Raw genomic sequence first — 15088 nt, 5'->3', positions numbered from 1 at the left:
AAAAGCCTATCTATCTTTTACGCGCCCTACCAGAGCGTGAGAACGAGGATTAATGACTACTGTAATTGCTAATCTGGACTTCGTTAAAGAGCGGAACATTTCTGCGGTCTACAAAGCGATTGTTGATCATGGCTCCATCTCGAGAATCCAGATAGCCAGACAGTGTCGTTTGGCCGCCGGTAGCGTTACTCGTATCACCCGACAGCTCATGGAAGCAGGACTGATTGCTGAACAGGAGCAGCAGACCTCTGAACGCGGGCGTCGCGCCACATCACTGGCTCCAAGGCAGGGGAAGATCCAGATTCTGGCTGCACGGGCAGGTAGAACCAAACTCCATCTGGGCTTATGTGACTTGTCAGGAAAGCTGCTGGCAAAATACTCAGAGCCTATTCAGCCATTGAATCAGGTTGAGTTTACTGAACAGCTGATTTCAACACTTAGAAAATTCCTCAAAGCACACAAAAAGCATATTTGCTGCCTTGCCGGTGTAGGAATAACAACACCTGGTCTGGTCAATTCAGCCAAAGGTATTATTACTTTCATGCCTCACCTTTCTGTCAGCAATCTCCCTCTGGCAGAGCAGGTTTCTGAAGCACTGGGAATCCCCTGCTTTATCAACAACTTTATTTCCTCCATGGCACTGGCAGAGCATCACTTTGGTATCAGTCGAGGATTTCAAAACAGCCTGTTTGTCAGTGTTCATAATGGCGTAGGCGCAGGCATGATTCTGGATGGCAAGCTCTATGAAGGCAGCACTCTGGCTGTCGGAGAGATTGGACATATCCAGATCGACCCATTAGGGGAACGCTGTTACTGTGGTAACTTTGGCTGCCTGGAAACTCTGGTCTGCAATCCAGCTATCGAAAAGCGCTGCCATAAGCTACTGGAGTCAGGTGTTCCCAGCACGCTTACAAAAAAGGCGGATATCACTGCAATCTGTAATGCCGCCAACGATGGAGACCAACTGGCAAACGACCTGTTGAAAGAAGCCGCAGGTAACTTGGGCAGAGCAATAGCCATGAGTGTTAATTTGCTCCGTCCAGATCGAGTTGTTCTAGCTGGAGAGATTTGTGAAGCTTCCAACATAATTCATCCGGTTATCAAACACTGTCTGAAGACACAGACGGTTTCAGTCAATGAAAACCTGGAAACCAAGGTCGTTTATTCGAAACTTTATGACAGTCCTTGGTATGGAGGCTTTACTCTTGTGAGAAGAGCTCTATTGGAAGAGGGACTGTTGCTGAAACTCATTCATTAGATGCTAAAAAACGGTTCCTCACCATCTGCTGACAGCATTTCTAATAGAGCGAACTCAGGCCTTAACGTAGTTACGGGAGCTGTCTGAATATCAGGTTGCTGAAGGCGGGCTGACTGATCATCTACATCCTTCATACCAAGGATATCTTCAACATAGAGGATAATGCTCTTTCGAGCATTTTGATCCGGTTTTTCAACAGCATCCCGTTGTATTTGGACAAGATTAAGAACATCAACAACAGCTTCGATATAGTTCTCTTTTGAAAGCCGCCCACACGCATGGCTTTCTTTAAGTATTTTCATCGCAACCAAGGCTGGACTGCGATTTTGTCCTGCCTGACAATGTATTAGACAGCCTTTTTCTGGGACTTTATCTACCAAAGCTCTGGACAGCTCTTTTTCCAAAACAAAGGCATCACTCCAAAAAAAATACTGAGATACAGTCACTTCTCTCGGCTCATTTTTCTCAAGGCAGTCCGTAATTTTTAAAACTACATCTTGTGCAGTAATATTAGGATTTCCATTCTTTTTACTGTTGACATAGCAATCTATCAAATCCTTTTGTTGCTCAACTCTAATGATTTCAATCTTAAATCTGTCCTTAATCTTCCAAATCAGCCAAGGCCCTACTGAACTTAAGAAACTGGGCATATAGGACAGATGTATACCAAAATCCTGAAGAGCAATAACTCTGTCTATTTTTCGCTCAAGAACAACCCGCCAGTAATCACAAGCTAAATCTCCTGACAGACCTCCAGTGGTCATGACACCGTCTTTTATAATAGGGGGATTGCTATCATCCACACTGACTGTTTCCACTGTATCAACAAGACACCCAGCTGAAGTACTGGTTTCGAGATTCACCGGCTTATTTCTAGCAGAATAAGTTGCTGGATGTACAAGCCCACCCACAAACAGGTTTACCTGATCACTTTTAATTTCATAAATCCGGTGATGATGATTAGGTGACTCAATAGCAACACTTCTGGTTTTTTGTACCTCCCCTGCTTCACTGTCACCAATGGATGTGCTCTTAACATCTGATATACCAGAACTTCTAAATTCCTCTGTAGCAGCCTTTCTCACTTTGTTATGTGCTAATTCCAGACATCTAGCATGCTGGAGTAAATAATCCAGTTTCTTTGGATCTTTAACAATCCTTCTTAGATAATCTATATCCTCTAAACTTCCATTATTAAGCAAACTATCGAGAACGCCTATACGCTTATCCAATGGACTTATAGTCTGCTTTAAAGCCTGAAAATCGAAACTAAATGTACGAGATAAGAGAGCAAGCTTTCTCTGATTAATTTTCTTCTTGTCAGCTGTATCAGTGGGAGCAGTTCCCGTCTCTGATGTAGTTCTTTGCCTTCTAAGCGAGTGTGGAGTAACAGCGTCCTGACCAGGTTCACTGGCGACTCTTCCACGACCAGTTATAACTGATACATCATCCCCAGGCTTACCCTGCCCTTTACTACGACTCGCTGTACCAGAACTTGATGCCTGAGAATATTCAGATACCACACTGCTACCGACTGTTTCTAAATTTGATCCATCCATAACAACAAACTATCCGGTTAATAATATGACTCCACGAGATAGGACAAGACAAACTATTCAATGTTCAAATGTTTTTTTCCTATAGCCCATGTTAAAAAGAGGCTGATAAAAATAATAATCAGGCTGCCAAGCTATGAACCCAATCGTTTACGCCATACCTATCTTCTTCCTGATGATCTTGATCGAAGTCATCACTACTATCATCCGTAAGAAAGATTACTATCGAGTTAACGATGCCATTAACAGCCTGAGCACAGGCATGCTTAATGTCACGACCGGTGTCATTTTCAAGCTTGGCATCTATACACTGATTTATAATCACGCCGCACTTTTTTCATTTGATGGTGATACCCTTTGGGTATGGACTCTGGGCTTTCTGCTGCAGGATTTCTTTTATTACTGGAATCACCGGAAAGGGCATGAGATCAATCTTCTCTGGGCCGCCCATTCTGTACACCACCAGAGTGAAGAATATAATCTGACAACGGCTCTGCGCCAGACCAGTACAGGCTTTCTCTTTTCATGGGTTTTCTATCTACCCATGGCTATTTTTGGCATCCCGCCTCATATCTTTCTGACAGTAAGCCTGTTTAATCTGCTCTACCAATACTGGGTGCATACCCGCCATATACCCAAGCTGGGATGGCTTGAGCTGCTTTTCGTCACACCCTCGAACCATCGCGTGCACCATGCAAAAAACAGGAAGTATCTGGATAAAAATTACGGAGGGGTATTGATTATCTGGGACCGCCTGTTCGGCACATTTATTGAAGAAGATGAAAGCTATGAAGCCATTCGCTATGGCACCTTAAAGCCTCTGCGAAGCTGGAATCCTGTCTGGGCAAACCTTCATCTATATACAGAGATGTTCAGGGATGCCATTAAAACAAAAAGTTGGAAAGCCAAGCTTACACTCTGGTTCAGACGCACAGGCTACCGGCCTGCTGATGTCGCAACCCCAATGAAAATGCCGGATATTCACATTTATGAAAACTATAACCCTGAAGCCAGTAAGGGCCTGAAAGTCTACTCGCTGATTCACTTTGCCATTCTTGTATTAGCAACAACGGTATTTATGGCCATCAGCCACAACACGCCCTATGGCTTCAATACACTATGGACGATAGTTCTTGCGTTGAACCTGATATGCATTGGCTGGTTGCTGGAAAAGCACACAGGATTAATCATCGTTGAAGCTATCCGCTTTGTGCTTTCCGGAGCAACCATCTTTGTATCCAATGGAATATGGATTGACCTGATACCAGGCTGGACCTGGCAGTTTATTATTACCAGCGGAACCGTGTCACTACTTGTACTTCAGACCAGCGGTATCGCCAAACCTGTTAGCTATCGAGAAGGCAATTCAGCCAGAGCAGCAGGCTCATAACTGATGATTTTGACCATAAAGGCGATATGCTTCCAGAGCCGATGCTTCATCCACCAGCATCTTCTCAAATTGCTTCAGCTCCCCTGCCAGAGGAGATGAAGCTTTAGGAGCCTGAAGCTCAATTTTCAGCTCATTTTCATGAATAATCGATAACTTCAGATCGTGAATGGCCGCAACATAAGCCTCATCAGCTTGCATGAAGTCTCTAGTAGCTTCTGCAGCAACACAGTCTTTCAGGCAATCAACAACCCGTGCGCGGTCGGCTGTAACCTTTGACTGTCCCCGGCCCTCCAGAAGATCCAGCCAGAGTTGTGACTGCTCGCAATCCAGCTGCAGCTTTCGCAACTCCTGATCATTTGCCCCTTCTGCTTTACTTTCTCCCAGGCGCTGCCATGCAGCCTGATTCTTCTGTTGAACCAGCGCAATCATCGTTCCAATTTTTTTCTGCTTATGAATGGGTTTAAGACGTGCAACCATCTTGTAGACGGAGACTGGCAGGAAATTTTTAATTCTCGTTCGCAGGCTTTTGCTGTTGATTTTCAGGCTTTCGTGAGAAGAAGCCTCAGCCAGTATAACACTTCGATTTTTAAGGATTTTTCTCAATTCTTTAAAGAGTTTTTTGTCTTCGCTGACGGTAGCCGTTTCTAGCTGTGGACTGATTTTTATTCGGCTACCACCAGAAGGGTCTGGGTCGCTCATTCAACATCCGTATGTTTACTATGACTCTTTAAGAATAGTCAATGCCGCATCCATGCGTGATATTTTTCAACAAGCGATAATAGCCCTTGAGGTGCATGAGCCTTCTTCCACTCTCCAGCAGCATACTTGTTGGCCTCGCTCAATGTTGGATAAATATGGATGGTCCCCAGGATTTTGTTCAGCCCCAGACCATGCTTCATGGCACTGATATACTCTGCAATCAACTCCCCTGCATGGTAACCCACGATGGTTACGCCCAGAATTTTATCCTTCCCGGGCACAGTCAGTACTTTTACAAAACCTCGTGCTTCTTCATCAGCTATAGCCCGATCCAAATCATCAATACCATATTTAGTGACTTCGTAAGCAATGCCCTGCTCTCGAGCTTCCTGCTCATTCAGGCCAACTCTAGCCACTTCCGGATCGGTAAATGTACACCAGGGAATTACTGAGTAATCCACCTTGAACTTCTTGAAACGACCAAACAATGCATTAACAGCACAGAACCAAGCCTGATGGGCCGCAGTGTGGGTAAACTGGTAAGGTCCCGCCACATCACCACAGGCATAGATATTGGGGTAGCGGGTCTGCATATAGTCGTTAACCTCAATAGTTCCCCGCTTGGTCAATTCAATACCCAGTGCTTCAAGTCCAAGATTCGATGTATTAGCTTCTCTGCCAGTGGCAAAGAGAACGACATCAAAATCAATCTCCACTTTCTGGCCTTTAAAACCTGCTTCAAGAAACTGCCGCTCATTTCCGCTATTAGAGTCCTGCACTTTCTGAAAAGATCGTGCCTCGTGCTGCAGCCGGAGATCGACACCATCACTGATAAACTGATCCATCACCAGCTTAGAGACATCTTCATCTTCACGATGCAGTAGACGGGTCCCATGATCGACCTGAATAACCTGAATACCCAACCTGGTAAATGCCTGAGCCAGCTCACAACCAATTGGGCCGCCACCAATCACCAGCATCTTGCCCGGCTTCTTTCGCAGACCCCAGATAGTATCGGCCGTGTAATACTCTATTTTCTCAAGACCAGCCAGAGGCGGAACATAAGGGCGGCCACCACTCGCAATGATAATATTCCTGGAAGTAACTCTCTTGCCAGCCACCTCAACTTCCCAGGGACTGATCAGTTGAGCGGAGCCACTAATACAGTTAACACCCAGACCGGAGTATCGTTCAACAGAGTCGTGGGGCTCAATCTTGCGAATGACTGACTGAACCCTTTCCATTACTGTGGTGAAGTTAACCTGACCCGATACATCATCAAGACCAAATTCATTTGCCCGCTTCAGATAATGGGCCATTTTGGCAGAACGAATCAGTGCTTTACTGGGAACACAACCGGTATTCAGGCAATCTCCACCCATTTTGTGCTTTTCAATCAGTGAAACTCTGGCTTTTACTGCAGCCGCAATATAACTGCTCACTAAACCAGCGGAACCGGCCCCAATAACGGTGAGGTTATTATCAAACTGTTTTGGTCTGTCATAGCGGGTATAAAGACGGCGCCGCCTGACCCATTCCATCGCTATTCTGGCAATCCATGGAAAAATCCCCAGCAGTACAAAAGAGGCAATTAATGAGGGTGTCAAAATACCCTTTAGAGAGAGCTCTTCCACCAGCCCCAGCTGAACACCGGCGTTCACGTAAACAGCAGTGCCTGGCAACATGCCCAGCTGACTCACCCAGCTGAAAGTCAAGGCCCGCATGGAGGTCAGGCCCATCACCAGATTAATCACAAAGAAAGGCACGGCAGGAATCAGCCTTAGCGTAGCGAGATAAAAGGCCCCATCCTTTTTCACCCCTCTATTGATGGTGTCCAGATAACTGGAGAATTTCTGTTCTACCCAGTCTCTCAAGAGCGTTCGTGAAAAAAGAAAAGCCAGCGTAGCCCCCAGTGTACTGGCAAAGGACGCAATCAACAGCCCCGGAACCAAACCAAAGATGGCTCCTGATACAACCGTCAAAACTGCAGCCCCGGGAAGCGATAAGCCGGTCACAGCAACGTAGACGGTAAAAAAAGTAGCGGCTGTCAGCAGTGGATCATTACGATACAGCCCTTGAAAGAAATCCCGGGTGAGATATTGCTGCCCATCCAGCGTGTAAAAAGCGCCAATTGCTATCACCAGAGCTGCCAGTAACAGCCACTTCTTCTTATTCATAATGCCTTCCAGTAGCCTGGGGCCTGTTGACGTTTCGTTGCGTGCTCAGCGTAGCAGGCCGCTCCTATAACGAGGTGCAGCATTGCCGGAAGGCTGGTTGCCTTTCAAAATGCCGCAACGAAGTCATAGGGGCGCTCTGTTACGCCCTTCGGGTGGCTCAGAAAAGGGCCATCTGCTTTGTCAGACTTGCTTGACATAGAATATATGCGCTGCACAATTCTTTCGCGCATAAGACGCTTTTCTGAGCCACTGAGCCTCGTAACGAAACATCAACAGGCCCCCAATTCCGAGCGTATTCGTAAGCTCTTTACCGTATAATGCCACCCATATAGTCAAATTAGAAACCGGGGTTGTTTTTAACAACCCCAACGCCGGCTCAAAAGGATAAATAAGTATGATCCAGCGCACTTTTCCTGCTACTCGCCCCAGGCGTATGCGCTACAACGACTTTTCACGCCGTTTGATGAGAGAGAGTCAACTTTCCATCGACAACCTCATTTACCCAATTTTCATTGTTGATGGTAACCAGCAGCGCCAGACGGTAGCCTCCATGCCAGGTATTGAGCGCCTGAGTATTGACCTACTGCTTGAAGAGGCTGCCGAGCTGGTTGCGCTGGGTATTCCCGCCATCGCCCTGTTTCCGGTAACGCCGGCTGAAAAAAAATCAGAGTTTGCTGAAGAAGCCTGGAACCCGGAAGGTCTGGCACAGAGAGCAGTTCGAGCACTGAAAAATCAGTTTCCGGAGCTTGGAGTCATTACGGATGTAGCCCTGGATCCATTTACATCTCATGGTCTAGATGGTCTGACCAATGAAGATGGCTATGTGGTTAACGATGAGACTGTCGAAGCCCTGGTTCGTCAGGCGCTATCTCATGCAGAGGCCGGTGCAGACATTGTTGCCCCATCGGACATGATGGATGGTCGTATTGGCGCTATTCGCCAGAGACTGGAAGAAGAAGGCTACATCAATACCCGTATTCTCGCCTATTCAGCAAAATACGCCTCCAGCTATTACGGGCCATTCCGGGATGCCGTTGACTCAGCGGGCAACCTTGGTAAAAGCAACAAATTCAGCTTCCAGATGGATTTTGCCAACAGTGATGAAGCGCTTCACGAAGTGGCTGCTGATCTGGCAGAAGGTGCTGATATGGTGATGGTTAAACCCGGCATGCCTTATCTGGATGTGGTGCGACGAGTTAAGGATGAATTCAAGGTTCCAGTTTTCGCCTATCAGGTCAGCGGTGAATACGCCATGCACAAGGCGGCAGCTGCCAATGGTTGGCTTGATGGTAATGCCGTGATGATGGAGTCACTCATGTGCTTTCGCAGAGCCGGAGCCGATGCAATCCTGACTTACTTTGCCAAGGATGCCGCCAGGCTGATGAAAAATAGTTAAACGTTCATTCAGGGAGAATGATTATTCTTATTTCTGATAGAATTAAAGTAATAAAGCGACATTCTCCCTGCCTTCATCATTTTCACTCAGAGAGTTGCCTGCTTAACGGGTCATGAAAATACCATGGCTCGAATGTCAGAATCCGGTCACCACAGCGCTTGCGTCGCTATATTTCGCCGAGAAAGAGGTCATATGGATAATCCCCAACAATCGGATGTTCAGGACACCCAGGGCCAACCACCTGAGCTTGCCGAGCCAATTGCCAGCAAGCCCTCAAAGGTCAGTGACTACCAGAATCCTGACTATTATATTAATCGTGAGCTCAGTCATCTGGCGTTTAATTTCCGGGTTTTACAGCAGGCATTAAACGAAGAGTACCCATTGCTGGAGCGTTTCCGGTTTCTACTGATCTTCAGCTCCAACCTGGATGAATATTTCGAGATTCGTGTCGCTGGCCTGATGCAGCAGATCGACTTCTCTCGTGAGCAGGTGGGTCTGGACGGCATGGGCCCGCAGCAGGTCCTGAAAGAGATCAGTCAGAAAGCCAAAGAATATGTTGAACTTCAGTATCAGATACTGAATGAAAGCCTGTTACCCTCACTCAGAAAGGAGGGTATCCGCTTTCTGCGCCGCAATGAACTGAGTGAAAAGCAACAGGCATGGATCAAGCGTTTTTTTTATCATGAAGTCATGCCGATCATCAGCCCTATTGGGCTGGATCCGGCACACCCTTTCCCAAGACTGGCGAACAAGCTGCTTTGCTTTATTGTTTCTTTAGAAGGAAAGGATGCTTTTGGCCGTGATACCGGTATGGCCATCATCCCTGCACCACGATCTTTACCGCGTATCGTCAAGTTGCCGGAAGATATTTGTGATGGTCGGGATAATGATTATGTCTTTCTGTCATCTATCATCCATCGCCATGTCAGTGACCTGTTCCCGGGCATGGACATTAAGGGTTGCTATCAGTTTCGACTGACTCGTAACAGTGACCTGGATCTGGAAGATGAAGTAGAAGATCTGGCTAAAGCACTGCAAGGGGAATTGCTATCCCGTCGTTATGGTAAAGCAGTGCGACTCGAAGTTGCCGACAACTGCCCACAACCACTGGTTGATTTCCTGCTCAATGAGTTTGGCCTGAACAATGAAGATGTTTATCAGGTCAGTGGCCCGGTAAACCTGACTCGCATGATGTCCATCTGCGATACCAATGACAAACCGGATCTGGTGTTTCCACCCTTTACTCCAGGATACCCAAAAGGCCTGCACAGTAAACGCAAACACAGTAACAACGTTCTCGATCTTGTCGCTAAACAGGACATTCTTCTTCATCACCCATTCGAATCATTTACTCCGGTAGTGGACATGCTTCGTCAGGCGGCAAAAGATCCTGATGTACTGGCCATTCGCCAAACACTTTATCGAACCGGTGCCCGCTCAGAAATGGTGGATGCCCTGGTTGAGGCAGCACGACAGGGTAAAGAGGTTACCGTTGTCGTCGAAATTCGTGCCCGGTTTGATGAAGAAGAAAACCTGGCACTGGCCCGTCGCCTGCAGGAAGCTGGAGCCGTCGTTGTATACGGTGTAGTAGGTTACAAGACCCATGCCAAGATGATGCTGATTGTCCGCCGGGAAGGGCGACAAATCCAACGCTATGCGCATCTTGGAACGGGTAATTATCATGCTGGAAACGCACGCCTTTACACCGACTACAGCCTGCTGACCTGTGACAAGATACTAACAAATGACGTCCACAAAATTTTTCAGCAGTTGACGGGAATGGGGCGCGCAGTTCGGGTTCGCAAGTTGTTCCATGCTCCCTTTACGCTAAAGAAGGGGCTGATTGATTTGATCAATCAGGAAACCAACAATGCTAAAGAGGGTAAACCGGCTCGGATCATTATCAAAATTAACTCACTCACTGAGTCCCATATTATTAAAGCGCTGTTCAAAGCGTCTCAGGCTGGTGTTGAAATTGATCTGATTGTTCGCGGTATTTGCTGCCTGAGACCAGGCATTGAAGGGCTCTCAGAAAATATCCGGATTCGTTCTATTGTTGGACGCTTTCTAGAGCATACTCGCATTTACTATTTCGAAAATGGCGATGAAGACTCTCTCGTGTACTGCTCCAGTGCTGATGCCATGATTCGGAATCTGGATATGCGGATTGAAACCTGCTTCCCTATTGAAGATCAGAAACTTGCAGCTCGAGTGAAAAAGGAATTGGAGTACTATCTGACCGATAACACTCGCAGCTGGCAACTACAAAGCGATGGTGATTACGAAAAGAACAAGCCGGTTCGAGGGCAGCGTAGACGAAATGCCCAGGAACGATTACTGGATACCCTGGCAGTCATCGTTAATAAGCCATCAACCGAGTAACGCTCTCCGGTGTTTAAGGCAGGGCATTCTCTGACGGATCTCTGCCAGCTCATCTAAATCCAGCTCGGCCATTATGACCGAAGCACCTTCTGCAGGAGCTTCGGCAAGAACCTTCCCCCAGGGTGAAATAATCATACTGTGTCCATAAGTTTCTCTGCCATCAGGATGGATACCAGCCTGATTAGCGGCCAATACAAAACACTGATTTTCAATGGCTCTTGCTCGCAGCAATAACTCCCAGTGTGCTTCACCGGTGACTTTGGTAAATGCAGAAGGTACCGTTAGTATTGTTGCTCCCTGATTCACCAAATCACGGTATAACTCAGGAAAGCGGAGGTCATAACAAATCGACAGTCCAACCTTGGCATCACCAATATCCACTAACTCGGGTTTAGTGCCTGGAATAAAGTCATTGGACTCTCTGTACAGCCCTTTACTATCAGATACTTCTACATCAAAAAGGTGCAACTTGTTATAACAGGCGACTTCCTTACCCTTAGGGCTATATACAAGGCAGGAAGCGTGACTACGCCCATCATTCGGCTCGTAGACAGGCAAAGCACCACCAATAAGCCAGCACCTGAATGCTTTTGCTGTCGAAGCCATCCAGCTCATCACCTCTCTTGATTTTAAAGCCAGAGATGACTGAGAACGTCCCAGCATGGCAAAACACTCGGGCAATACAACAATGTTAATATTTTCTTGTTGACATCCCCTCAATTGGCGCTCAATTTCAGCCAGATTCTCAGACACATCAAGCCCTGAACAAAGCTGGATGACTGCTGCTTTCAGACTACCCATTATTATTTTTCCCCATGCTTTTTGGCTGAATGGATGTTAGTTTGTTCCTCGTAGGATTCCATAAAAGCTACAAGAATATAAACAACATGTGCCTGATTGTTTTTTCCTGGCAGCCAGACAGCCAGTACCCTTTTATCCTTACTGCCAATCGTGACGAGTTTTATCGTCGTCCAACGCAGACTGCCGGCTTCTGGAAAGACTCGCCCGATGTATTTGGAGGCCGGGATCTTGAGGCTGGAGGTAGCTGGATGGCCATCAACAAAAACAGTCGTTTTGCCGCTGTCACAAACTATCGGGAAGTACCGATTCCTTCAGGCCTGTGCTCCAGAGGAGAACTGGTATATAACTTTGTCACAGGTTCCCAGCCCGCTGCTGACTATTTATCTTCTCTTCAGCAACAGGCTGACCAGTGGGCAGGATTTAACTTGCTGGTTATGGACACCACTGGCCTTTATTACTTTAGCAATCGTGCAAGGGATATGCCTATATCACCCTTACTACCCGGAATATACGGTTTGAGCAATCATCTGCTGGATACCCCATGGCCCAAGTTGTTGAGGGCACGCAGCAGTTTTACTGAAACAGTCTCTCAATCATCACCACCAGATAGCAACCAGCTCATTGAGCTAATGCAAGACAGCCACCAGCCACCACCGGAACAATTACCGGATACCGGTGTCAGTAAAGATGTGGAGAGACTGCTTTCCAGCTGCTTTATTGCCAGTGAAGATTACGGTACCCGAAATACCAGTGTATTGATGATGGATAACCGAAATCAACTTCAATGGATTGAACAAGGCTACCTGCCTAAAGGCGCTGTGGGTGAACGTCAATTGTTCAAGATCAAACTGCGGCAGGATCAGCTAAGCTAGGGAAGTGTCCAAATAGCAGTTTCTACAAACTGCCCTGGTTGAACTGAGGTTCCCCCATGCTTACCCGCATTTGCTATGTACTACTTTTATCATTTGTACTGCCAACCTGTATTCTGGCAGAAGACCAGTGGGTAGAAGTAGGCTCGGCCAAGGCAAGGGTCAGTGAGAATACCTTAACGATTTTTCCTGCCACTGAAGCGGCATTTAGCAAGCTTCGCTTTCATATATCCCATGGAGATGTCATCTTGCACCAAGCCAGAGTCTACTTAGCCAAAGGCGAGGTATTTCATATAAATCTGCAAAAAAGTATTAAAAGCTCCAAAAATGGTGATGATGGGCAGAGTTATTCAAGAACAGTACCACTCATTACTTCACAGCAGAGCTCAATAAAAAAAGTAACTGTATTTTATAAGTTTAAACAACAACATACCCCATCTAAACAAGTCAAAATAGAGCTAATGGGAGTTCCAATACCTTAAACCTTAAAAAGGTCTTATCTGATTGGCTTCGACAAACAAATAAATATACATAGATGGGAACTAATTTCTTTTTTTTATATCCAAACTTTTGGACAACAACTAAATTCAGACCATAGAAATTTATACTTTGATAACATAAAAAAAGGACTTTTTCATGAACCCAATACCGCCAATGAATATTGATGCCTTTCAAAAACTAACCACAGGAACATAGATCAAAATGATCAAAATGATCAAACCATTGTAATGAAAGGACAGAAGGTTGTCCGCTGGAATGGCTCAATGATCGAGGTTTTGAGCGAAAAAGTTAAGTGGGATCCTGTCTATTTAAAAAGCTGTCAAAAAACCCTCATTGAATTTATTGAGTTACAATCAAGATATGTATCTAAACCCTATCCAGTCCATAAACCAACACCTGCCACTCCAACAGGTCAGCTCAGTACATTAAGAGCTTAAATATAAAAAAACTACAGGTGGTACAATACCGCTCGATGATCAAGCCAAAACACTTGCCCGTAAACTTTTGTCCATGGGTATTCCAAAAGGTCAGGATATTCATATTGTCTTTGCAACAAGCCCAGACAATATGACTCAATGCTTTAAAGACCAGGGTGCTTTGCACAAGACTGGAGGTATTAATCAGGTACTAATGCTCCAGTATTTGAAGAATCATATTAGTGGAACGCTTTTGGATGGCCACGTTTTCGCGGTCCCCATGCCTGTTGATAGCAATACCTCCATCGCTGATGTTGATATGGCAATAGCACATCTCGACAGCCAGTTAGCTAAAGGCTCACGAGTTATGACGCTGGAAAATGAAGACTGCTCCCCTGGCAAATACGACTACGCCTATGGCTTGAGCCAAGGCAAGCCTAAATTTACCCGCCATGTCATTGATCATATACAAAACGGCTTAGCAAAACTGGACCACAAATACGCTGCCGGTGCTGCAGCTGCAGCTCCTTCACCTGTTACTTCTTATAGCAGTGGTGCAGCAGCCAGAGCATCTTCTGGTCCATCTGTTCTGCCCGTATTTCCTGCAGGTCCCCGCCCAGGAGCTGCAGCAGCCTTTGGTGCCAGCGCATCCATGGTAGCCACAACGCCTTCACCTTCAAAAGGATTGACTGCAGACCATCTGAAGATTCTTGATGTTAATGGTAAAGTTGATCCTACAGCATCTGCAGAAGCCGTAAAATTGCTTAAAGATGTAATCAAGCAGGATATGATGGAGATCGTGCCTGCCAAAGACATCGCTAGTATCCCTGCCTCACCCTCGGCATGCTCTATATTGGATTCACCCCCCTACAATCAAGCTCCTGAAGGCGTTATTATCAGATATAAGAATGGTGTAGGAAAAGATTTTCAGCTTATTTCAGTTGAAGAAATTGTTGAAGAGCTCAAGGCAAACCATAAATTTGTTTGTCGTCACAGTAGGCAAGATATTTTAAAAATGGGACCAACTGGTGCTGCTGTTTCTTGTGTAGGGCAAGCAAAGACTGGCAATTGCCCCCTGGAAAAATGACAATTGAACTCCATAAAAATAAATCGGTTGATGGATATCCACGCGTAGGTAGCTTTAAAATCATATATAACTTTAGATCGGGTATTCAGGGTAAAGAACACTATCATCCGGGAGTGCGATATGATGGCACCCAAAGAGAGTGCTTCTTACCAGCAAATTCTAGAGGTATTGAGGTTCTGGCAATGCTTAAGATTGCCTGGGAAAGAAGACTGATATTTACCATTGATAAATCAGAAACAACTCAAAAAGAAAACCAAATTGTATGGAACGGTATCCATCACAAAACAAGCCCTACTGATGATGGTGGTTTTGATGCAAATGGGAAGCCTATATATATTCGTAACGCATTCCCTGATATGAACTATTTAGATAATGTTACTTTAGAGCTTGCTTCAATGGGCGTCAGACCAAGTGATATTAAAGGAATGAATATCACTAAAAGAACAACACTAGATGGTATGAAAACTGAAGGAGATGACGAAGCTTTTCAACTAGTTAGTGACGCAGCAAAATAATCAAGTAAACACTTGAAATGCTAAGTTGAAAAATCAATTCA

At 45.8% G+C, this 15088-nt stretch carries 13 protein-coding genes; 9 read left to right on the top strand and 4 right to left on the bottom strand.

The genetic code is table 11. From position 1 onward, the window contains the following. The first annotated feature begins 52 nt into the window (after positions 1 to 52). Positions 53 to 1258 carry an ROK family protein gene (locus tag GV64_RS03535; protein ID WP_020584534.1) on the top strand — a complete coding sequence of 402 codons (1206 nt, stop codon included), beginning with the start codon at positions 53 to 55 and terminating at the stop codon, positions 1256 to 1258. Here GV64_RS03535 and GV64_RS03530 read toward each other — a convergent pair. After that, complete coding sequence (locus GV64_RS03530; RefSeq protein WP_020584535.1) at positions 1255 to 2817, bottom strand: protein-tyrosine phosphatase family protein; 1563 nt, start codon at positions 2815 to 2817, stop codon at positions 1255 to 1257. The genes GV64_RS03535 and GV64_RS03530 overlap by 4 nt on opposite strands. Before the next feature lie 133 nt (positions 2818 to 2950). On the opposite strand from GV64_RS03530, the gene GV64_RS03525 reads away from it, so the two are divergent. Then, positions 2951 to 4204, top strand: coding sequence for a sterol desaturase family protein (locus tag GV64_RS03525; protein ID WP_020584536.1), 1254 nt, complete (start codon positions 2951 to 2953; stop codon positions 4202 to 4204). Here the strand turns inward: GV64_RS03525 and GV64_RS03520 are convergent. Together GV64_RS03520 and GV64_RS03515 are read right to left on the bottom strand one after the other, a co-directional pair. Beyond that, the gene (locus GV64_RS03520) at positions 4199 to 4903 is read right to left on the bottom strand and encodes a hypothetical protein (protein WP_020584537.1); all 705 of its coding nucleotides are present in this window, start codon (positions 4901 to 4903) and stop codon (positions 4199 to 4201) included. The genes GV64_RS03525 and GV64_RS03520 overlap by 6 nt on opposite strands. A 38-nt stretch (positions 4904 to 4941) precedes the next feature. Then, on the bottom strand, positions 4942 to 7080 hold the full coding sequence (locus GV64_RS03515; protein ID WP_020584538.1) for an FAD-dependent oxidoreductase: 2139 nt from the start codon (positions 7078 to 7080) through the stop codon (positions 4942 to 4944). Positions 7081 to 7474: 394 nt separating this feature from the next. Between GV64_RS03515 and hemB the strand changes: the two genes are divergently transcribed. Then, positions 7475 to 8476, top strand: coding sequence for a porphobilinogen synthase (gene hemB / locus GV64_RS03505; protein ID WP_020584540.1), 1002 nt, complete (start codon positions 7475 to 7477; stop codon positions 8474 to 8476). Between the two features lie 192 nt (positions 8477 to 8668). Continuing rightward, positions 8669 to 10858, top strand: coding sequence for a polyphosphate kinase 1 (ppk1, locus tag GV64_RS03500; RefSeq protein ID WP_020584541.1), 2190 nt, complete (start codon positions 8669 to 8671; stop codon positions 10856 to 10858). Here ppk1 and GV64_RS03495 read toward each other — a convergent pair. Beyond that, positions 10847 to 11659 (bottom strand): carbon-nitrogen hydrolase family protein, encoded by an 813-nt coding sequence (locus GV64_RS03495; RefSeq protein ID WP_020584542.1) that lies wholly within the window; start codon positions 11657 to 11659, stop codon positions 10847 to 10849. The genes ppk1 and GV64_RS03495 overlap by 12 nt on opposite strands. Before the next feature lie 86 nt (positions 11660 to 11745). Here GV64_RS03495 and GV64_RS03490 point away from each other — a divergent pair, with 86 nt between their 5' ends. The 5 genes from GV64_RS03490 to GV64_RS03475 all read left to right on the top strand — a co-directional run bounded on the left by GV64_RS03490 (position 11746) and on the right by GV64_RS03475 (position 15047). Continuing rightward, positions 11746 to 12531, top strand: a complete 786-nt coding sequence (locus GV64_RS03490) for an NRDE family protein (RefSeq protein ID WP_020584543.1) — start codon at positions 11746 to 11748, stop codon at positions 12529 to 12531. 56 nt (positions 12532 to 12587) lie between these two features. Then, entirely contained in the window at positions 12588 to 13010 is a 423-nt protein-coding gene (locus tag GV64_RS03485) for a hypothetical protein (RefSeq protein WP_020584544.1), read from the top strand. A gap of 282 nt (positions 13011 to 13292) precedes the next feature. Then, a complete protein-coding gene (locus GV64_RS25780) occupies positions 13293 to 13466 on the top strand; it encodes a hypothetical protein (RefSeq protein WP_020584545.1) in 174 nt (57 codons plus the stop codon). Positions 13467 to 13539: 73 nt separating this feature from the next. After that, a complete protein-coding gene (locus GV64_RS03480) occupies positions 13540 to 14532 on the top strand; it encodes a hypothetical protein (RefSeq protein WP_020584546.1) in 993 nt (330 codons plus the stop codon). Continuing rightward, positions 14529 to 15047, top strand: a complete 519-nt coding sequence (locus tag GV64_RS03475) for a hypothetical protein (RefSeq protein WP_020584547.1) — start codon at positions 14529 to 14531, stop codon at positions 15045 to 15047. Before GV64_RS03480 ends, GV64_RS03475 begins: the two co-directional genes overlap by 4 nt. The last annotated feature ends 41 nt before the right edge of the window (positions 15048 to 15088 follow it).

This window comes from Endozoicomonas elysicola (assembly GCF_000710775.1).
GTDB classification, from domain to species: domain Bacteria; phylum Pseudomonadota; class Gammaproteobacteria; order Pseudomonadales; family Endozoicomonadaceae; genus Endozoicomonas; species Endozoicomonas elysicola.
Note: the sequence above shows the minus strand (reverse complement) of the source record. Positions and strands in the feature narration are given on the sequence as shown.

What these genes read in the sequence shown, in the direction of transcription:
- GV64_RS03535 (WP_020584534.1), top strand. Translation starts at nt 53, where the DNA reads ATGACTACTGTAATTGCTAATCTGGACTTCGTTAAAGAGCGGAACATT.
- GV64_RS03530 (WP_020584535.1), bottom strand. Translation starts at nt 2,817, where the DNA reads ATGGATGGATCAAATTTAGAAACAGTCGGTAGCAGTGTGGTATCTGAA.
- GV64_RS03525 (WP_020584536.1), top strand. Translation starts at nt 2,951, where the DNA reads ATGAACCCAATCGTTTACGCCATACCTATCTTCTTCCTGATGATCTTG.
- GV64_RS03520 (WP_020584537.1), bottom strand. Translation starts at nt 4,903, where the DNA reads ATGAGCGACCCAGACCCTTCTGGTGGTAGCCGAATAAAAATCAGTCCA.
- GV64_RS03515 (WP_020584538.1), bottom strand. Translation starts at nt 7,080, where the DNA reads ATGAATAAGAAGAAGTGGCTGTTACTGGCAGCTCTGGTGATAGCAATT.
- hemB (WP_020584540.1), top strand. Translation starts at nt 7,475, where the DNA reads ATGATCCAGCGCACTTTTCCTGCTACTCGCCCCAGGCGTATGCGCTAC.
- ppk1 (WP_020584541.1), top strand. Translation starts at nt 8,669, where the DNA reads ATGGATAATCCCCAACAATCGGATGTTCAGGACACCCAGGGCCAACCA.
- GV64_RS03495 (WP_020584542.1), bottom strand. Translation starts at nt 11,659, where the DNA reads ATGGGTAGTCTGAAAGCAGCAGTCATCCAGCTTTGTTCAGGGCTTGAT.
- GV64_RS03490 (WP_020584543.1), top strand. Translation starts at nt 11,746, where the DNA reads ATGTGCCTGATTGTTTTTTCCTGGCAGCCAGACAGCCAGTACCCTTTT.
- GV64_RS03485 (WP_020584544.1), top strand. Translation starts at nt 12,588, where the DNA reads ATGCTTACCCGCATTTGCTATGTACTACTTTTATCATTTGTACTGCCA.
- GV64_RS25780 (WP_020584545.1), top strand. Translation starts at nt 13,293, where the DNA reads ATGATCGAGGTTTTGAGCGAAAAAGTTAAGTGGGATCCTGTCTATTTA.
- GV64_RS03480 (WP_020584546.1), top strand. Translation starts at nt 13,540, where the DNA reads ATGGGTATTCCAAAAGGTCAGGATATTCATATTGTCTTTGCAACAAGC.
- GV64_RS03475 (WP_020584547.1), top strand. Translation starts at nt 14,529, where the DNA reads ATGACAATTGAACTCCATAAAAATAAATCGGTTGATGGATATCCACGC.